At 65.7% G+C, this 17,351-nt stretch carries 20 protein-coding genes; 12 read left to right on the forward strand and 8 right to left on the reverse strand.

Translation table 11 applies throughout. The features are described from left to right. Positions 1 to 91 precede the first annotated feature (91 nt). Positions 92 to 760 carry a TetR/AcrR family transcriptional regulator gene (locus AC1DRD_RS10860; protein WP_478041391.1) on the forward strand — a complete coding sequence of 223 codons (669 nt, stop codon included), beginning with the start codon at positions 92 to 94 and terminating at the stop codon, positions 758 to 760. 75 nt (positions 761 to 835) lie between these two features. On the opposite strand, the gene AC1DRD_RS10865 is transcribed toward AC1DRD_RS10860, so the two are convergent. The 6 genes from AC1DRD_RS10865 to AC1DRD_RS10890 form a co-directional block, all read right to left on the reverse strand. Further along, positions 836 to 1,219 (reverse strand): MerR family transcriptional regulator, encoded by a 384-nt coding sequence (locus AC1DRD_RS10865; protein WP_478041392.1) that lies wholly within the window; start codon positions 1,217 to 1,219, stop codon positions 836 to 838. 11 nt (positions 1,220 to 1,230) lie between these two features. Further along, positions 1,231 to 1,530: an integration host factor subunit alpha gene (locus AC1DRD_RS10870; RefSeq protein ID WP_478033173.1), complete on the reverse strand. Its 300-nt coding sequence runs from the start codon at positions 1,528 to 1,530 to the stop codon at positions 1,231 to 1,233. Positions 1,531 to 1,674: 144 nt separating this feature from the next. Then, positions 1,675 to 2,640, reverse strand: coding sequence for a beta-ketoacyl-ACP synthase III (locus AC1DRD_RS10875; protein WP_478041393.1), 966 nt, complete (start codon positions 2,638 to 2,640; stop codon positions 1,675 to 1,677). Then, entirely contained in the window at positions 2,637 to 3,683 is a 1,047-nt protein-coding gene (gene plsX, locus AC1DRD_RS10880) for a phosphate acyltransferase PlsX (RefSeq protein WP_478033176.1), read from the reverse strand. The genes AC1DRD_RS10875 and plsX overlap by 4 nt, the downstream gene beginning before the upstream one ends. Positions 3,684 to 3,710: 27 nt before the next feature. Next, positions 3,711 to 3,890 carry a 50S ribosomal protein L32 gene (gene rpmF, locus AC1DRD_RS10885; protein WP_066804991.1) on the reverse strand — a complete coding sequence of 60 codons (180 nt, stop codon included), beginning with the start codon at positions 3,888 to 3,890 and terminating at the stop codon, positions 3,711 to 3,713. Between the two features lie 119 nt (positions 3,891 to 4,009). Then, positions 4,010 to 4,966, reverse strand: a complete 957-nt coding sequence (locus AC1DRD_RS10890) for an acyl-CoA desaturase (protein WP_478041394.1) — start codon at positions 4,964 to 4,966, stop codon at positions 4,010 to 4,012. Between the two features lie 85 nt (positions 4,967 to 5,051). On the opposite strand from AC1DRD_RS10890, the gene AC1DRD_RS10895 reads away from it, so the two are divergent. The 6 genes from AC1DRD_RS10895 (at position 5,052) to AC1DRD_RS10920 (ending at position 9,653) form a co-directional block, all read left to right on the forward strand. Next, positions 5,052 to 5,366, forward strand: a complete 315-nt coding sequence (locus tag AC1DRD_RS10895; RefSeq protein ID WP_066827055.1) for a metalloregulator ArsR/SmtB family transcription factor — start codon at positions 5,052 to 5,054, stop codon at positions 5,364 to 5,366. Between the two features lie 46 nt (positions 5,367 to 5,412). Continuing rightward, positions 5,413 to 5,850 (forward strand): MAPEG family protein, encoded by a 438-nt coding sequence (locus AC1DRD_RS10900; RefSeq protein WP_478041395.1) that lies wholly within the window; start codon positions 5,413 to 5,415, stop codon positions 5,848 to 5,850. A 104-nt stretch (positions 5,851 to 5,954) separates the two neighbouring features. Further along, on the forward strand, positions 5,955 to 6,713 hold the full coding sequence (locus tag AC1DRD_RS10905; RefSeq protein WP_478041396.1) for a sulfite exporter TauE/SafE family protein: 759 nt from the start codon (positions 5,955 to 5,957) through the stop codon (positions 6,711 to 6,713). A gap of 53 nt (positions 6,714 to 6,766) precedes the next feature. Further along, positions 6,767 to 7,561 (forward strand): cytochrome b/b6 domain-containing protein, encoded by a 795-nt coding sequence (locus tag AC1DRD_RS10910; protein ID WP_478041397.1) that lies wholly within the window; start codon positions 6,767 to 6,769, stop codon positions 7,559 to 7,561. Then, positions 7,558 to 8,316 carry a molybdopterin-dependent oxidoreductase gene (locus AC1DRD_RS10915; protein ID WP_478033183.1) on the forward strand — a complete coding sequence of 253 codons (759 nt, stop codon included), beginning with the start codon at positions 7,558 to 7,560 and terminating at the stop codon, positions 8,314 to 8,316. The genes AC1DRD_RS10910 and AC1DRD_RS10915 overlap by 4 nt, the downstream gene beginning before the upstream one ends. Before the next feature lie 104 nt (positions 8,317 to 8,420). Further along, a complete protein-coding gene (locus tag AC1DRD_RS10920; protein ID WP_478041398.1) occupies positions 8,421 to 9,653 on the forward strand; it encodes a class I SAM-dependent methyltransferase in 1,233 nt (410 codons plus the stop codon). A 168-nt stretch (positions 9,654 to 9,821) separates the two neighbouring features. On the opposite strand, the gene hemA is transcribed toward AC1DRD_RS10920, so the two are convergent. After that, positions 9,822 to 11,066, reverse strand: a complete 1,245-nt coding sequence (gene hemA / locus AC1DRD_RS10925; protein WP_478041399.1) for a 5-aminolevulinate synthase — start codon at positions 11,064 to 11,066, stop codon at positions 9,822 to 9,824. 198 nt (positions 11,067 to 11,264) lie between these two features. Here hemA and AC1DRD_RS10930 point away from each other — a divergent pair, with 198 nt between their 5' ends. Beyond that, positions 11,265 to 11,447 (forward strand): hypothetical protein, encoded by a 183-nt coding sequence (locus AC1DRD_RS10930; RefSeq protein WP_478033188.1) that lies wholly within the window; start codon positions 11,265 to 11,267, stop codon positions 11,445 to 11,447. On the opposite strand, the gene murI is transcribed toward AC1DRD_RS10930, so the two are convergent. Further along, a complete protein-coding gene (murI, locus tag AC1DRD_RS10935; protein ID WP_478041400.1) occupies positions 11,444 to 12,235 on the reverse strand; it encodes a glutamate racemase in 792 nt (263 codons plus the stop codon). The genes AC1DRD_RS10930 and murI overlap by 4 nt on opposite strands. Before the next feature lie 135 nt (positions 12,236 to 12,370). On the opposite strand from murI, the gene plsY reads away from it, so the two are divergent. The 4 genes from plsY (at position 12,371) to topA (ending at position 17,310) form a co-directional block, all read left to right on the forward strand. Continuing rightward, positions 12,371 to 12,940: a glycerol-3-phosphate 1-O-acyltransferase PlsY gene (gene plsY, locus AC1DRD_RS10940; protein ID WP_478041550.1), complete on the forward strand. Its 570-nt coding sequence runs from the start codon at positions 12,371 to 12,373 to the stop codon at positions 12,938 to 12,940. Further along, positions 12,933 to 14,015 (forward strand): DNA-processing protein DprA, encoded by a 1,083-nt coding sequence (gene dprA / locus AC1DRD_RS10945; RefSeq protein WP_478041401.1) that lies wholly within the window; start codon positions 12,933 to 12,935, stop codon positions 14,013 to 14,015. Before plsY ends, dprA begins: the two co-directional genes overlap by 8 nt. Positions 14,016 to 14,332: 317 nt before the next feature. Continuing rightward, complete coding sequence (locus tag AC1DRD_RS10950; protein WP_478033194.1) at positions 14,333 to 14,707, forward strand: hypothetical protein; 375 nt, start codon at positions 14,333 to 14,335, stop codon at positions 14,705 to 14,707. Positions 14,708 to 14,766: 59 nt separating this feature from the next. Further along, entirely contained in the window at positions 14,767 to 17,310 is a 2,544-nt protein-coding gene (gene topA / locus AC1DRD_RS10955) for a type I DNA topoisomerase (protein ID WP_478033196.1), read from the forward strand. Positions 17,311 to 17,351: the final 41 nt, after the last annotated feature.

The following is a 17,351-nucleotide window of genomic DNA, read 5'->3' on the forward strand; positions in this document are numbered from 1 at the left end:
GGGAAACGACCCGGTTGAACGCTTGTTGATCCGGCCTATACTGAAACCTGAACCGGGTTTCAACTTGCCGGTTGATGGGGAGGCGAAAAGAATGGTCCAGCGTGGCTCAACTGCAACGCCTGTCGTCGGGACCGGCGTCGCCGGTGCCCGTGGGCTCGATGCCATTGCCAGCGCGGGAAAGGCGCCGCGCACCGAGCGCGGACGGAGGACGCTGCGCGCGTTGCTCGACGCGGCGGCGGTCGAATTCGGCGAGAAAGGATTTCACGACGGGTCGATCAGCGGGATCACGCGCCGCGCCGGCGTCGCGTTGGGCAGTTTCTACACCTACTTCGATTCGAAGGATGCGATCTTCCGCGCGCTTGTCCGCGACATGTCCGACCAGGTCCGCGACACTGTCGCCCCGGCGATTCGCGCCGCGCCCGATCAGATCGCCGCCGAGCGCGCCGGCCTATTGAGCTTCCTCGAGTTCGTGCGTGGCCACAAGGAGATCTACCGCATCATCGACGAGTCCGAGTTCGTCGACCCGGCCAGCTTCCGCGCGCATTACGCGACCACCGCTGAGCGTATCGAGCAGCGGCTGAAGGCGGGCGCCGAGCGCGGGGAGATCCGCGACGACGTCTCCGATATCCACGCTTGGGCAGTAATGGGGATGAACGTGTTTCTCGGGCTGCGTTATGGGGTGTGGGATGAGGATCGCACGCCGGAAGCGGTGGCGGACATCGTCGCTGAAATGCTGCGCGATGGGTTGCGGGCGCGGTAAGGCTACCGACCGCGGCGCTTCCATAGGCCGCCATCCCCGCGAAAGCGGGGATGGCGGAAATTGGAGGCGGCGAGCCTACCCCTCGAGCGCACCCGCCAATAGGTTGCGAATCGCTCGGAGCGCGCTCAAATCCACGGGTGACCCCAACACTGGAACAGGCGCAACAGGAGCCGCAGGTGTCGCCTCGACCGTAGCCGCCGCTCCCCCGCGCCCCTCGCTCGCCAGCAGTTTTTGCACGCCGCGGATCGTATAGCCCTGCTGGTTGAGCAGGTCGTCGATCCGCCGGATCAGCGCGACATCCTCTGGCCGGTAATAACGGCGCTTGCCGGCGCGCTGCAGCGGACGCAATTGTGCGAAGCGCGTTTCCCAATAGCGCAGGATATGCTGGGGCAATCCAGTGTCTTGCGACACCTCGCCAATCGTACGGAATGCGCCAGCCGCCTTATCGAGCGCGGCCATGCGCTGCTCCGTCAGCCCGCGTCGACGATGCGGTCGCGCATCATCTGACTGGCGCGGAAGGTCAGCACGCGCCGCGGCGCGATCGGCACTTCCACACCGGTCTTGGGATTGCGGCCGATTCGCTGACCCTTGTCGCGCAGGACGAAGGTACCGAAGCCCGAAATCTTGACGTTTTCGCCACGCGCCAGCGCGTCGCACATGTGATCCAGGATTTCCTCGACCAACTTGGCCGAATCGGCCCTGGATAACCCCACTTCACGCTGTAACGCGTCGGACAGATCAGCCCGCGTCAACGTACCCACAATTGCCATTCACACCCTCCCTTGCGTGGCAGAAACTTGCCGTAACACAATGGAGGAACGCATGAAATGGGCTTAGTGACCCTTTATGGGGCAGGGCTCGCACCGCGGAACCGGTTACCGGACGTAATAAGGCTATGGCCAGACCGGCCGACCTCAGATGCGGACGACCGCAGCGCCCCAGGTGAAGCCCCCGCCCATCGCTTCGAGCACGACGATTTGTCCCGGCTTGATCCGCCCGTCACGCACCGCGGTGTCGAGCGCGAGCGGGACCGACGCGGCCGAGGTATTGGCATGCTGGTCGACCGTGACGACGACCTTTCCGGCCGCCAGCCCGAGCTTGCGCGCGGTCGCGTCGAGGATGCGGGCATTGGCCTGGTGCGGCACGACCCAGTCGACATCACCGGGGACCAGACCCGCCGCGGCGAGCGATTCGTCCATCACGCTGGCGAGGTTGTTGACCGCGTGGCGGAACACTTCGCGTCCCTTCATCCGCACCTTGCCGACCGTGCCGGTGGTCGACGGCCCGCCATCGACATAGAGCAGTTCATTGTGGCGGCCATCGGCATGGAGCCGGCTGGCGAGGATACCGGGGCCGTCCTCGGCGACGTCCCGCGCCTCCAGCACCACCGCGCCGGCGCCGTCGCCGAACAGCACGCAAGTGGTGCGGTCTTCCCAATCGAGGATCCGGCTGAACGTCTCGGCGCCGATCACCAGGGCGCAATTGGCGCTGCCGGTCTTGATCAGGCTGTCGGCGACCTGGATCGCGTAGAGGAAGCCCGAGCACACCGCGCCGACGTCGAACGCGACGCAATCGTCGATCCCCAGCATCGCCTGGACCTTGGTCGCGGTGGCCGGAAAGGTCTGGTCAGGAGTCGCGGTGGCGAGCACGATCAGGTCGACCTCGTCCGCCGCCTTGCCTGCTGCGGTCAGCGCCGCGCGCGCCGCGTCGGCGGCCAGCGTGCCGGTTGTTTCGTCAGGGCCGGCAATGTAGCGGAAGCGGATACCGGTGCGCTCGACGATCCACTCGTCGCTGGTGTCGACGGTCTCGGCGAGTTCCGCGTTCGACACGCGCCGCATCGGCAGCGCCGACCCGGTTCCGGTGATGACCGCACGCCTCACGCAACTGCTCCTTCGGGTTCATGCGCTTCGAAATATTTGAGATCCTCGGCGATCTTGCGCGCCAGGTCGTCGCGCACGCTCTTCGCCGCCACCGCAATCGCGTTGGCGACCCCGGTTTCGTTGGCGCCGCCATGGCTCTTCACGACGAGACCGTTGAGGCCGAGAAAGACCGCGCCATTGTGATTGTTGGGATCGAGGTGGTGGCGCAACAATTCGGTCGCCGGGCGCGAGATCAGGAAGCCGATTTTCGACCGCACCGAACTGCTGAATGCGCGGCGCAACAAATCGGCGACGAATCGGGCGGTACCCTCGGCGGTCTTCAGCGCGATATTGCCGGAAAAGCCGTCGCACACGATCACGTCGACATCGCCGCGCGACAATTTGTCGCCCTCGATGAAGCCGGCAAAGGTCAGCGGCAAATGGGTCGCGTCGCGCAGTGCCTGGGCGGCGTTGCGAATCTCACCAGTGCCCTTCTGGTCCTCGGTACCGATGTTGAGCAACGCGACGCGAGGGCTGGCGAGGTCGAGCTGGGTGCGGGCATAGGCCGCGCCCATCACCGCGAACTGCATCAAATTGCGCGCGTCGCACTCGGTATTGGCGCCGAGATCGAGCACAACCGTGTCGTTCGCGCCCAGGCTGGGCATCAGCCCGGCGAGCGCGGGGCGGTCGATCCCCTTCATCGTGCGCAGCGAGACCTTGGCCATCGCCATCAGTGCGCCGGTATTTCCCGACGACACGGCGGCGGCGGCGCGGCCCTGTTTGACCAGGTCGATCGCGACGCCCATCGATGTGATCTTGGCGCGGCGCAGCGCGGCGCTGGGCTTTTCGTCGCCCTTGATCACCTCGGGCGCGTGGACGATTTCGGAATTCGCCGTCAGATTGGGGTGATTCTTCAACCCCTCGGCGATCTTCGCCTCGTCGCCGACCAGGAAGAAATGCGTGCCGTCGAACCGGCGTCGCGCTTCCGCGACGCCTGCCAACATTACCGCCAACCCCTCGTCACCGCCCATCGCGTCGATGGCGATCCAGGAGTTGGTGGTCACGCGACAGTCCCCCTAATTGGGCCCCGATCAGCCTTCGACCGAGACGACCTCACGGCCATTATAATGGCCGCACGACGGGCAGAGGTTGTGCGGACGCTTGAGCTCGCCGCAATTCGGGCACTCCTGGAACGACTCGACCGAGAGCGCATCATGCGCGCGGCGCATGCCACGGCGAGAGGGCGAGGTTTTCTTCTTGGGAACGGCCATTGCGGCGACAACCTTCAACTATCGAATTGATCAAGACGACTAGGCCCGGACGTTTATCGGCGCAACCGACGGGTCGGCCACGCGGTACAAAGGCTCGGGATGCATCGCGAAGCGTGCGCCTATAGCGATTTGGCGCGCCGTTGCAACCCGCGCGGCGTCGCGGTCAGCCGCCGCTCGCGCGACGGCAGCGCGTCGGGTGTGCAGACGTCCCAGGCGAGTCCTAGCCGTTGCAGCAGGCGGATCAGCACGAACCCCCAATCGCTCTGCCCCGGATAAAGCCCGATCCGCGCCGAGCCGGGAAAGGCGTGGTGATTGTTGTGCCATGCCTCGCCCATGGTCGGGATCGCCGCCCAGGGCACGTCGTGCGCCTGCACGCCGGCCGCGTCGACCAGCCAGGATTGCGGGCCGTGGCGATGCGCGAGATGGCCGACCAGCCAATGACCATGGACCGAGATCGCGACGCGCGCGCAGACGCCCCACACCACCCAGGACCAGCCGCCAATTGCCCAGCAGGCGAGCGCGATCGGCACCTGCTGCGCCATCCACCAGCGATCGAGCAACCGATAGAAACCCTGCCGCTCGAGCGCGCCGAGGTCATAAGCCGGCGGGTGAGCGAGATCGAGCCGGCAATGCAATTGCCACCAGGCATCGATCAGCGGCGGCCGGCGATGCGCGAGATAATCGTGACAATCCGCCTGGCGCTGCGCCCAGTCGCGCAGATCGTGGGTGCGAATCATCCAGAACGGGCCGCTCATCCCGACCGCGGTGCCGCACCAGACCAGGAAATATTCGATCGCGCGCGGGGTCCGGAAGCTGCGATGGATCATCAGGCGGTGAAAGCCGACCGAATGGCCGAGCAACAGGCCGCCGCCGGTGGTGAGGACGAACAGCAGCAGCGCGCCGGGCGTCGCGACCAGCGGTCCGGCGATCAGCGCCACGCCTGCCATGCCGCCATTCCACAGCGAATGGAGCGGATCCCAGCGCACGCGGCCGGTCGACGGGTCGGCGCCCGGCGTTTCGACCAGCCAGTTGACCGCGCATCGATCGTGATCGGCCCAATGCTCTCGCTGACTCATGGCGACACCCCTATTATTTAAGCCGTACCTTAATTACCTAATTGCCATCTGGAAAGTATTTAAGCAAGCGCCTAATAAGGCATTCATGCAACGCGTCTTCGAAGCCCTGGCGTCCACCACCCGCCGCAAGATCCTGGCCTATCTGTCCAAGGCGGAAATGACCGCGGGCGAGATCGCCGCGCGCTTCGAGATTTCCAAACCCGCGGTGTCGCAGCATCTGAGCGTGCTCGAGAATGCCGGGCTGGTGACGAGCGAGAAGCGCGGTCAGTATGTCCATTACCGGCTGGTCGAGGACAATCTGGCCAACACGCTGAACGGCTATCTGCAGGAAGTCTGCCCGGTGTCGCGCCCGCTCAAGGTCGAGAGCGCGGCCAAGGCGGCGCGGCGGGATGAAGGCTGAGCAATAACGAAACGCCGCATCCACGGAAACCAAGGGGAGGATTGCCATGATATTACCGGTAACGCTCGTGATCGCGGCAGCGACCGGGCTGATCAACGTCTGGCTGGCGTTCGGCGTCGGGCGCGATCGGGTGAGCAGCAAGGTCATGCTCGGCGATGGCGGCGAGGCGGCGATGACCGCCAAGATCCGCGCGCACGGCAATCTGACCGAATATGCGCCGACCGTGCTGATCCTGATGGCGTTGATCGAACTGGCGAGCGGGCCGAGCCTGTGGCTGTGGATCGTTGGCGCCACGTTCATCGTGGTGCGGCTGGCGCACGCCTTCGGCATCGTCCGCCCGGCACCCAGCGTGTTGCGCACGGTCGGCGCGCTCGGCACCTGGCTGGTGATTCTGGTCCTGGCGATATGGGCGCTGGCGATCAGCTATCAGGCCGAATGGACGCCGCCGGTGCGGTCGATGCAGGTCGCTCCGCCCGCGGCGTGATCCGGATAGTGCGCTGATCCTCCCTCGCCGGGCGCGCGTTCGCGCCTCGGCCTGACGCGATTGCGATCTCGACTTTTGCCGCCAACGCTTCAAGGGAGCGGGCGATGAGTCCGACCCTTTCCCTCCTCTTCGCGTTCGGCGCGGGCGCTGTCGGCGGCGCGATGAATGCGCTGGCGGGAGGCGGGACGTTCGCGACCTTGCCGTCGCTGCTGGCGCTGGGCATCCCGGCCAACGCCGCCAATGCGACCTCCAACGTCGCCTTGTTGCCGGGGGCAGGGATGAGCGCCTGGGCGTTTCGCGACGAGCTGGGGCCGGTCGGCGGCGTCGGGGTTCGGATATTGTCGGCGATCACCTTCGTCGGCGGGCTGGCCGGGAGCGTGCTGCTGGTGCTGACCCCGAGCCATGCGTTCGACGTGATCATCCCCTGGCTGGTGCTGTACGCCTTCGTCGTGCTGGCGTTCGGCAAGCACGCGGCGTCGTGGTTGCGGGACCGCGTGACGATCGGGCGCGGCAGCCTGATGGTCGTGCAGATGCTGCTCGGCATTTATGGCGGCTATTTCGGCGGCGGGGTCGGGTTGATGACGACGGCGACCTATGGCCTGCTCGCCGGGCACACGCCGCGCGAATTGTTCGCGCCGCGCACGCTGATGCTGGCGATCGCCAATCTCGCCGCGGCGATCGTGTTCATCGCCGCCGGCATGGTGCGCTGGATCGCGTGCCTGCCGATGCTGGCGGGATCGATCCTGGGCGGCTGGGCGGGCGCGCATATCGGCAAGAAATTGCCTGCATCCGCGGTGCGCGTGTGGACGTTGCTGGTGACGGGCGTGACGACGATCGTGTTCTTCGCGCGCGCTTATGGCTAAACGAAGCGTCGATCGCGTGTAACCGGTCGGGCGTATCGTTCGAAGGAAGCATGATGGACGAACCGCACGCCCCCGCTGAATCCCCGGTCGCTCGGCCGCTCGCGACCAATGTCGTTTATCGCCACCGGCTGGCGACGCGGATCTGGCACTGGATCAACGCGATCGCGATCTTCATCATGATCGGCAGCGGTATCGGCATATTGAACGCGCATCCGCGGCTCTATTGGGGCCAGTACGGCGCCAATTTCGACCATGCCTGGCTCGATCTGAGGCCATACGGCACCATCCTGCGCTCGGGCTGGCTGACGATCCCGGCGGGGTACAATCTCGCCATATCGCGGCGCTGGCATTTGCTGTTCGCGCTGGTGCTCGGCTTCGGCCTGCTCGCGTTCATGATCGCCAGCCTGATCAATCGCCATTTCCAGCGCGACCTGCGAGTCCGCGCCAGGGAAATCGCGCCGCGCCATCTCTGGGCCGACCTGCTCGCGCATCTGCGTTTCGACTTCCACAATCCCGACGATCCGGCGGCATACAATACGCTCCAGAAGCTCGCTTATGTCGCCGCGATCTTCGTCCTCATCCCGCTGATGATCTTCACCGGGCTGGCCATGTCGCCAGGGATGGACGCGGCCTGGCCGTGGCTGATCGAGCTATTCGGCGGGCGGCAATCGGCGCGCTCGATCCATTTCATCGCGGCGTCGGGAATCGTGCTGTTCGTCATCGTCCATCTGACGCTCGTCATCCTCGCCGGACCGATCAATGAAGTCTGGTCGATGATCACCGGCCGCTGGAAACTCCCCGCTGCGCCCAACCCCGAGCCGACGCCCGAACCGGAGGCCGCCGAATGACTCTCATCACGCGACGCACGCTCGTCACCGGCGGCGCGCTGGGCGCCGGGCTGCTGCTGTCGGGCTGCGACAAGCTCGCCCAGCAACCCGGCTTTCGCCGCATCCTGTTCTCGGGCGAAAAGATCAACATGGGCCTGCAGCGCGCGCTGATGGACCGTAACGCGCTCGCCCCCGAATTCAGTGCCGAGCAGATGTCGCCGGTGTTCCGCACTAACGGCAATTCCAACCCGAACACCGCCGATTACAACCGCCACGTCGCAGAGAATTTCGCCAATTGGCGGCTCGAGGTCGGCGGATTGGTCGACCGGCCACTACGCCTCAGCCTGAGCGATATCGGCGCCTTTCCGCAACGCGCGCAGATCACTCGTCACGATTGCGTCGAGGGGTGGAGCGCGATCGGCAAGTGGCAGGGGCCGATGCTGGGCAATGTGCTGAAGGCGGCGGGGGTGCGCAATTCGGCGCGCTACATCGTGTTCACCTGCGCCGATCTGTGGAGCGGCGCCCCCTATTACGAATCGATCGACATGGTCGACGCCTTCCACCCCCAGACGATCCTGGCCTGGGCGATGAACGACAAGCGCGTCTCGGTCGGCCATGGCGCGCCGATCCGGCTCAGGGTCGAGCGGCATCTTGGCTACAAGAACGCCAAATATGTCATGCGGATCGACGCGGTGGCGAGCCTCGCGGGGATCGGCCTGGGCAAGGGCGGTTATTGGGAAGATCACGTCAATTACGACTGGTATGCCGGTATTTGATGTGCGTCGGGTTGCTTTTCTTGGTTTGCCGCCGGTGCCGTGATCAGCGAAGCTGGACAAGAGGTCTTCCCGTCGCCGCATTCAATCGATAGCAGCGGTCCTCTATGGCCCTGATTGACCTGTTCTTCGAGCGCGCGTTCAAGCGCGGCACGCTGTCCGTCACTTATGCCGACGGCACGACCAAGTCGTTCGGCACCGCGGACCCCGATTATCCCGATGTCGCGATCCGCTTCGCCACCAAGAGTGTGCCAGGGCAGATCCTGCGCGACCCCGCTTTGGGCGTGGCCGAGGCGTTCATGCACGGCCGCATGGTGATCGAGCGTGGCGACATCATGCAGCTGCTGTCGCTGGCGAGTAAGAACAATCGCTGGGAAGACGCGACCGGCGCGCTCGATCCCGGCCTCGCCGCCAAGGCCGTGGTCGGGGTCAAGCGCAAGCTAGACCAGTTCAACCGCGCGCGGGCGGCGCGGGCCAACGTCAAGCATCATTACGACATCGGCAACGCGCTCTACGATCTCTTCCTCGACACCGACCGCCAATATAGCTGCGCCTATTTCGTCGACCGCGACGAAAGCCTCGAACAGGCGCAGCTCGACAAGAAGGCGCATATCGCCGCCAAGCTAGCGCTCAAGCCCGGCATGCGCGTGCTCGATATCGGCTGCGGCTGGGGTGGCATGGCGCTCTATCTGCACAAGACCTATGGCGTCGACGTCGTCGGCATCACGCTCAGCGACGAGCAGATCGCCACCGCCAAGCAGCGCGCGGCGGACGCCGGCGTGTCGGACCACGTCACGTTCCAGCTGATCGACTATCGCCACATGACCGGCACGTTCGACCGCATCGTCTCGGTCGGCATGTTCGAGCATGTCGGCCCGCCGCAATACCGCACTTTCTTCCGCAAATGCCGCGACTTGCTCAACGACGACGGCGTGATGCTGCTCCACACGATCGGTCGCGCGGGCGGGGCGGGCGTGACCGACGAATTCACCGCCAAGTACATCTTCCCCGGCGGCTATATCCCGGCGCTGTCGGAAATCACCAAGGGCTATGAAGGCCTGCGCTATTACATGACCGACGTCGAGGTGCTGCGCCTCCATTACGGCTATACGCTGCAGCATTGGTACGCCCGCGCCGTCGCCAATCGCGACAAGATCGTCGCGATGTACGACGAGGTTTTCTACAATATGTGGATCTTCTACCTCGCCGGCTCGTGCGTCAGCTTCCTCTATGGTGGGATGGTCAATTACCAGCTTCAGTTCGCGCGCAACCGCGATGCCCTGCCGATCACGCGGGATTATATGGGCGAAGAAGAACGGCGGATCGCGGCGAAAGTATAAGCCTGGTCGTCGCGATCAGGCTTGGCCGTCATGCCGGCCTTGTGCCGGCATCTACCGTGCAACAACGCCTCATCTCGGTTGTGGAAGAGTGGACCCCGGGACAAGCCCGGGGTGACGATTCAAACTTGATCGCACTCGTCTAAGGCCGACGCGCCCGAGCCTAGGGACCTACGCCGCCTTGCGCAGTTCCAGCTCGAGCCGGTTCCAGATGTCGACCAGCGCCTTGGTGAGATCGCGCATCATGGCTTCGTCGTGGGCGGGGCCGGGCGTGAAGCGCAGGCGTTCGGTGCCGCGCGGCACGGTCGGGTAGTTGATCGGCTGAACATAGACGCCGTATTCGGCGAGCAGGATGTCGCTGATCCGCTTCGCCTTGACCGGATCGCCGACCATCAGCGGCACGATATGCGTGTCGCCCGGCAGCACCGGAAGCCCGGCCTCGGCCAGCATCGCCTTGAGCATCCGGGCCGATGCCTGTTGCCCGTCGCGCTCGGCGGTCGAGGCCTTGAGGTGGCGGACACTCGCCAGCACGCCGGCAACCAGCACCGGCGACAGCGAGGTCGTGAAGATGAAGCCCGGCGCATAGCTGCGGATGACATCGATGATCGTCTGGTCGGCGGCGATATAGCCACCCATCACCCCGAACGCCTTGCCCAGCGTGCCTTCGATGATCGTGATCCGGTCGGCGACCTGGTCGCGCTCCGAAATGCCGCCACCGCGCGGTCCGTACATGCCGACGGCATGGACCTCGTCGAGATAGGTCAGCGCATTGTATTTGTCGGCGAGGTCGCAGATCGCTGCCAGCGGCGCGATATCGCCTTCCATCGAATAGACGCTCTCGAACGCGATCAGCTTGGGCGCGTTGGGGTCTTCGGCGGCCAGCAGTTCCTCGAGATGCGCCAGGTCATTGTGGCGGAACACGCGCTTCTCGCAGCCCGAATTGCGGATGCCGGCGATCATCGAGGCGTGGTTGAGCTCGTCCGAGAAGATGATGCAGCCGGGCAGGATCTTGCCCAGGGTCGCCAAGGTCGCTTCGTTCGAGACATAACCGCTCGTGAACAGCAGCGCGCCTTCCTTGCCGTGGAGATCGGCCAGCTCGTTCTCGAGATCGACATGGTAATGCGTATTGCCGCCGATGTTGCGCGTGCCGCCCGAACCGGCGCCGACATCGTGCAGCGCTTCTTCCATCGCCGCGATCACCTTGGGGTGCTGGCCCATCGCCAGATAATCGTTCGAGCACCACACCGTGATCGGCATCGGTCCGTTATGCCCGGCAAAGCACCGCGCATTGGGAAACGCCCCCTTGTTGCGCAAAATGTCGATGAACACGCGATACCGCCCTTCGGCATGCAGCCGGTCGATCGCCTGGGTGAATACCCGCGAATAATCGACGGGCCGCGCGGTGGAATCGCTCATGAACTGCGCCAATAACGTGGGTTTTACCGATTTTCCATGGGTAAGAGGTGCAAACGCCGCAATCGCGAAACTGCTTTGTGTCAGCGCAAGTGTCGCATTGGCGTGGTATAGAGCGAGTCGTCGCCGGCGTTCACGGGTCCGAACAGGCCGGGCGATCGAGAGCAGGAACGCTCCCGCTTGAATTGTCGGAGCTTTGTGATGTCCAACCAGATTGGCCTCGAAGGCCAGGATTCAGATTATCTTGCCCGGCGCGAGGCGCAGGAACGGATTGCCGCCGAGCAGTCCGCCGACCCCTCGGCGCGCCACGCGCATCAATTGCTGGCCGAACAATACGCCCAGCGATTGCGCATGGCGCCCCGACCCGCCGTCCAAGAGCGCTAAAGCGATTCGGCGCGGTTGATGCCATAGCGCGCCAGCGCCGGGGCGAGGTGGCGTTCGGCATCGCCGAACCGGGTGAAGACGGCGCGATGGAGCGGCGTTTCGGGCCAGTCCTGCCCCTCCGTCAAATATACGACTCGCCGCGCGATTCCCGGCGCGCCGTCGACGAAGCGCACCGGATGCGGCGCGGCTTCGGCGAGTTCGTCGCCGACCAACGGGAAGTGGGTGCAGGCGTTGACGACGACATCGATGCGGTCGCCTCCCGGCTGGTCGAACAATCCGGCGATCGCCGCGCGATACTCGGCGATCGGACGCGATTCGCCGTGGAGCTTGGCTTCGGCCAGTTCGACCAATGCGGCCGAGCCGTGGCGCAGGACGGTGCAATCGCCGGCGAAGCGCGCGGCGAGATCGTCGACATAAGGCTGGCGTACGGTCGCATCGGTGCCGAGCACGCCGATCACGCGCGTCTCGCTGATCGCCGCGGCGGGCTTGATCGCCGGCACGGTACCGACGATCGGCACATCAAGCGCGGCGCGCACCGTGCCGAGCGCGATGGTCGAGGCGGTGTTGCACGCGATCACGATCAGTCGCGGGTCGTAGCGTTCGGCCAGCCGCCCGAGCAGCGCCGGTACCCGCGCGGCGATCTCCAGTTCGCTCTTGGTGCCATAGGGAAATCCCGCCGAATCGGCGACATAGACCAGGGGCGCCCGGGGCAGCAGCGCCTGGGTGGCGGCGAGCACCGACAGCCCGCCGACACCCGAATCGAACAACAATAATGGGCGATCGTCCATGTACGGCCTCTAGGGGGATGCATCCATTCTGATCAAGATAAGTGGCATCCGCCAACGCGCTCGATTATGTACCCAGCCGATTGGGGGAGCGTTCAGGTGGCGACGGAATATCTGTGGGCAGCGCCGGCCGGCGCCATGCTGCTCGGTTACCTTCTCGGATCGATCCCGTTCGGCGTCATCCTGACCCGCGCGTTCGGCGCCGGCGACCTTCGTCAGATCGGATCGGGCAATATCGGCGCGACCAACGTGTTGCGGACGGGGCGAAAGGGCCTCGCCGCCGCGACCTTGCTGCTCGATCTCGCCAAGGGCGCCGCCGCGGTGCTGATCGCCGGCTGGCTGTTCCACGGCCATCAGATTCCCGCCGCCGCGGCCGCCTTGCTCGGCCATTGCTATCCGGTCTGGTTGAAGTTCAAGGGCGGCAAGGGAGTCGCGACCCTGATGGGGATCGTGCTCGCGCTGCACTGGCCTATCGGGCTGGTCTATGCCCTGGTCTGGCTGGGGCTGCTCGCGGTGCTTCGCATCTCGTCGGTCGCGGGCATGGCCGCCGCGATCTCCGCGCCGATCACGGCAGCGGTGCTGGGCGATTTCGATGCGGTGTTCCTGCTCGTCGCGCTGGCGCTGATCGTGTTGTGGAAGCATCGCGCCAATGTCGAACGGCTGATCCAGGGCAACGAGCCGAGGATCGGCGCCAAGAAGGATGGCTGACCCGCGGCTTGCGCGGCTGCGGCTGATCCGTACGCCGACGATCGGCCCCGTCACCTATCGCCAGTTGCTCGCCCGGTTCGGCAGCGCCGAGCGCGCGATCGAGGCCTTGCCCGACCTCGCCGCGCGCGGCGGCGGCAAGCCGCCCCGGATCGCCGACGCCGCGACCGTCGAGCGCGAGATCGCCCGGGTCGAGAAACTCGGCGCGCGCTATCTGTTCATCGACGACGCCGATTATCCGCCGCTGCTCGCCGAGCTCGACAATGCGCCGGCGGTGATGACGATCCGGGGCGATAGTGCTCTGTTCGCGCACACCAGCGTGGCGATGGTCGGCGCGCGCAACGCCTCGGCCGCGGCGTGCCGCTTCGCGCGGGGATTGGCTGTCGAGTTGGGGCGCGAGGGCGTGGTGATCGTCTCCGGGCTGGCGCGCGGGCTCGACACCGCGGCGCATCAGGGATCGCTGGCGACCGGCACGATTGGGGTGATCGCGAGCGGCATCGATATCGCCTTCCCGCCCGAGAATCGCGCGTTGCAGGAGCAGGTCGCCGAGCAGGGCCTGCTGATCGCCGAGCAGCCGCCGGGCAGCGAGCCGCTGGCGCGCAATTTCCCCCACCGCAACCGAGTCATCGCCGGGCTGGCGACCGGCACTGTCGTGGTCGAGGCGGCGCCGCGATCGGGATCGCTGATCACCGCGCGGCTGGCGGCGGAAGCGGGACGTGACGTCATGGCGGTCCCCGGCAGCCCGCTTGAGCCGCGCGCCCAGGGCTGCAATTTGCTGATCCGCGAAGGCGCGGCGCTGGTCCAGTCGGCCGCCGACATCCTGGAGACGATCCGCCCGATCGACCCGCGCATGGTGCGCGCGCCGGCGAGCCCGTTCGACGGACGTCCCGGCGGCGAGCCTGACGATGCCGAGCGCCGCGCGCTGATCGGCCTGCTCGGCCCGGTGCCGGTGGCGATCGACGAACTGATCCGCCAATCGGATTTGCCGCCCGCGACGGTCGCGTTGGTCCTGCTCGAACTCGAACTGGCCGGCCGGATCGAGCGCCATGCGGGGGGCAGGGTGAGCCTGATCCAATAGCTCGTCGCGAACATCGCTGAACGCGTTGAGATCTTGGAATCGAATGAGCCGAACGTCACCCCGGCCTTGTGCCCGTTCGAGCTTTGGCTTGCCCCCAGCAAGCCAAGATCGTGTCCGGGGGACACGATCTCGCTCGAACGCCACCGGGCGGCAAGCCCGGGAAAAGAAGCTCCAGTTATGCGCTAACCTGCACGGTGGATGCCGGGACGAGCCCGGCATGACGACCTTTCAGGTCGCGGCGGCTGATCGGCAGAGATATGCGAAACACAGAATCATCGGTAACCGATTTCTCGAAACCAATCGAACGAGGTGTTCGCATGACTCCCAGGGCCGCCCGCTGGCTGTTCCGCGCCGCAGCCATCTACGGCCTGATCGTCCTGGTGCCGCTCTATTTCCTCGAGCGGCAGGTCGCGGCACCGGCAGCGATGCTCGACCATCCGATCTATTATTATGGTTTCGTCGGCGCCGCCGCGGCGTGGCAATTGGTCTATTGGACGATCGGCGGCGACCCGGTCGGCTACCGCGCCTTCATGCCGCTCGCCGCAGTGGCCAAATTCGGATTCTGGATCCCCAGCCTCATTCTATGGTTGAACGGACGCGCGCCGACCTCCACCTTTGCCGTGACGAACGGCGACCTCATCCTGGGAATTGCCTTCTTCCTCGCCTGGCGGAGCCTCAAGGCCCCGGCTTGACGGGCATCATCGGGGCTCCCCATCCTCGCGCGTACACGTAAGGATCGCTTTTCATCGCCATGCAGCTTGTCATCGTCGAATCGCCCGCCAAGGCGAAAACCATCGAGAAATATCTGGGCAGCGACTATCGCGTTCTCGCGAGCTACGGCCATGTCCGCGACTTGCCGCCCAAGGACGGATCGGTCGATCCCGATTCCGGCTTCGCGATGGATTGGGAAAATTACGCCGACAAGGCGAAGCAGCTCAAGGCGATCACCGACGAGGCCAAGAAGGCCGACCGCCTGATCCTGGCGACCGACCCCGATCGCGAGGGCGAGGCGATTTCGTGGCACGTCCAGGAAGTCCTGCGCAACCGCAAGGCGCTGCCCAAGCAGGTCGAGCGCGTCACCTTCAACGCGATCACCAAGGCGACCGTGACCGAGGCGATGAAGCATCCGCGTCAGCTCGACGAGGACCTGATCGACGCCTATCGCGCCCGCCGCGCGCTCGATTATCTGGTCGGCTTCACGCTCTCCCCCGTTTTGTGGCGCAAGCTCCCCGGCGCCAAGTCGGCGGGCCGCGTCCAGTCGGTCGCCTTGCGCCTGATCGTCGACCGCGAGCGCGAGATCGAAGCCTTTGTCAGCCAGGAATATTGGTCGGTCGCCGCCACCCTGGAGCAGGACGGCACGCCGTTCACCGCGCGGCTGATCAAGTGGAACGGCGAGAAGCTCGACCGCTTGTCGATCGGCAAGGAAGGCGACGCGCTCAAGGCGAAAGCGGACGTCGAGAATGGCCGCTTCACCGTCCAGTCGGTCGAGACCAAGCCCGCCACGCGCAACCCGCCGCCGCCCTTCACCACCTCGACCCTGCAGCAGGAGGCCGCGCGCAAGCTCGGCTTCTCGGCCAGCCACACGATGCGCATCGCCCAGGCGCTCTACGAGGATGGCGCGATCACCTATATGCGGACCGACGGCGTCCAGATGGACGGCAGCGCCATTTCCGACGCGCGCAAGGCGATCACCGAGCGCTATGCCGCCAATTACGTCCCCGACAAGCCGCGCCAATACCAGACCAAGGCCAAGAACGCGCAGGAAGCGCATGAGGCGATCCGCCCGACCGATTTCCGCCGCGACCATGCCGGGTCGGGCGACCATGCCCGGCTCTACGAGCTGGTCTGGAAGCGCGCCATGGCGAGCCAGATGGCCTCGGCGCAGATGGAGCGCACCACGATCGACCTCGCCGACGGCACCGGCCGCCACGGCTTGCGCGCGACCGGGCAGGTCGTACTCTTCCCCGGCTATCTCGCGCTGTACGAGGAAGGCCGTGACGACGAGGGCGATGAGGAATCGCGCCGCCTGCCGCGCCTGCGCGACGGCGACGTGCCGGCCAAGCGCGACGTCACTGCCGAACAGCATTTCACCCAGCCGCCGCCGCGCTTCTCCGAAGCGTCGCTGGTCAAGCGGCTCGAGGAGCTCGGCATCGGGCGGCCGTCGACTTATGCCTCGATCATCCAGACGCTCAAGGACCGCGACTACGTCCGCGTCGAGAAGAATCGCTTCTTCGCCGAGGAATCGGGCCGGCTGGTAACCGCCTTCCTCGAACGCTTTTTCGAGAAATATGTCAGCTTCGACTTCACCGCCGGGCTCGAGGACGAACTCGACGAGATTTCGGGCGGCCGCGCACAATGGCAGAAAGTGCTCGAGGCGTTCTGGCGCGACTTCAAGCCGCGCACCGCCGAGGTGATGGAATTCAAGCCGTCCGAAGTGACGCAGCAGCTCGACCAGTTCCTCGCGCCTTACCTCTTCCCCGACAAGGCCGATGGCGGCGATCCGCGGCTGTGCCCCAATTGCGGGTTGGGCCAATTGTCGCTGCGCGGCGGCCGGTTCGGCGCGTTCATCGCCTGCTCCAACTATCCCGAATGCAAATATACCCGCCGCTTCGCCCAGGCGGGTGCTGCGGACGGTGAGGACAGCGGTCCCGAATCGCTGGGCAAGGATCCCGAGACGGGGCTGGAAGTCGAGCGCAAGGCAGGCCGGTTCGGACCGTATATCCAGCTCGGCGAGGGCAAGGATGCCAAGCGCGCGTCGATTCCCAAGGATATCGAACTCGATCTCGACTGGGCATTGAAGCTGCTGAGCCTGCCGCGCGAAATCGGCGCGCATCCCGAGAGCGGCAACATGATCACCGCGTCGATCGGGCGCTATGGTCCCTATCTGGCGCATGACGGCAAATATGCCCGGCTGCAGTCGACCGCCGAAGTGTTCGAGACCGGGATGAACGCGGCAGTGGTCAAACTGGCCGAAGCGGCGGCGAATGGCGGCCGTCCGGCGCGCGGATCGCGCGAGCCGTTGAAGGTGCTCGGCACGCATCCGCGCACCGAACTCGAGATCAAGCTGATGGAAGGGCGCTATGGCGCCTATGTCACCGACGGCACGACCAACGCGACCTTGCCCAAGACGATCGACAAGGATCAGCTGACGTTGGAGGAAGCGGCGCAATTGATCGACACGCGCGCAGCCGCGGCACCGGCCGGCGGCAAGGGGAAGCGCGGGGCGAAAAAGGCTCCGGCGAAGAAGGCTGCTGCGAAGAAGGCGCCGGCCAAGAAGAAGGCGGCGGCGAAATAGTCGTCGCCCCAGCGAGTAATCGTCACCCCAGCGAAAGCTGG

The sequence above is a fragment of the Sphingomonas sp. P4_G2 genome, from assembly GCF_056401155.1.

Excerpts from the sequence above, each read along its gene's own strand:
- rpmF (WP_066804991.1), bottom strand. The coding sequence starts at position 3,890 with ATGGCCGTTCCCAAGAAGAAAACCTCGCCCTCTCGCCGTGGCATGCGC.
- AC1DRD_RS10890 (WP_478041394.1), bottom strand. The coding sequence starts at position 4,966 with ATGAGTCAGCGAGAGCATTGGGCCGATCACGATCGATGCGCGGTCAAC.
- AC1DRD_RS10920 (WP_478041398.1), top strand. The coding sequence starts at position 8,421 with ATGGCCCTGATTGACCTGTTCTTCGAGCGCGCGTTCAAGCGCGGCACG.
- AC1DRD_RS10865 (WP_478041392.1), bottom strand. The coding sequence starts at position 1,219 with ATGGCCGCGCTCGATAAGGCGGCTGGCGCATTCCGTACGATTGGCGAG.
- AC1DRD_RS10870 (WP_478033173.1), bottom strand. The coding sequence starts at position 1,530 with ATGGCAATTGTGGGTACGTTGACGCGGGCTGATCTGTCCGACGCGTTA.
- murI (WP_478041400.1), bottom strand. The coding sequence starts at position 12,235 with ATGGACGATCGCCCATTATTGTTGTTCGATTCGGGTGTCGGCGGGCTG.
- AC1DRD_RS10915 (WP_478033183.1), top strand. The coding sequence starts at position 7,558 with ATGACTCTCATCACGCGACGCACGCTCGTCACCGGCGGCGCGCTGGGC.
- AC1DRD_RS10905 (WP_478041396.1), top strand. The coding sequence starts at position 5,955 with ATGAGTCCGACCCTTTCCCTCCTCTTCGCGTTCGGCGCGGGCGCTGTC.
- topA (WP_478033196.1), top strand. The coding sequence starts at position 14,767 with ATGCAGCTTGTCATCGTCGAATCGCCCGCCAAGGCGAAAACCATCGAG.
- AC1DRD_RS10910 (WP_478041397.1), top strand. The coding sequence starts at position 6,767 with ATGGACGAACCGCACGCCCCCGCTGAATCCCCGGTCGCTCGGCCGCTC.
- AC1DRD_RS10950 (WP_478033194.1), top strand. The coding sequence starts at position 14,333 with ATGACTCCCAGGGCCGCCCGCTGGCTGTTCCGCGCCGCAGCCATCTAC.
- AC1DRD_RS10860 (WP_478041391.1), top strand. The coding sequence starts at position 92 with ATGGTCCAGCGTGGCTCAACTGCAACGCCTGTCGTCGGGACCGGCGTC.
- AC1DRD_RS10900 (WP_478041395.1), top strand. The coding sequence starts at position 5,413 with ATGATATTACCGGTAACGCTCGTGATCGCGGCAGCGACCGGGCTGATC.
- dprA (WP_478041401.1), top strand. The coding sequence starts at position 12,933 with ATGGCTGACCCGCGGCTTGCGCGGCTGCGGCTGATCCGTACGCCGACG.
- hemA (WP_478041399.1), bottom strand. The coding sequence starts at position 11,066 with ATGAGCGATTCCACCGCGCGGCCCGTCGATTATTCGCGGGTATTCACC.
- AC1DRD_RS10895 (WP_066827055.1), top strand. The coding sequence starts at position 5,052 with ATGCAACGCGTCTTCGAAGCCCTGGCGTCCACCACCCGCCGCAAGATC.
- AC1DRD_RS10930 (WP_478033188.1), top strand. The coding sequence starts at position 11,265 with ATGTCCAACCAGATTGGCCTCGAAGGCCAGGATTCAGATTATCTTGCC.
- plsY (WP_478041550.1), top strand. The coding sequence starts at position 12,371 with ATGCTGCTCGGTTACCTTCTCGGATCGATCCCGTTCGGCGTCATCCTG.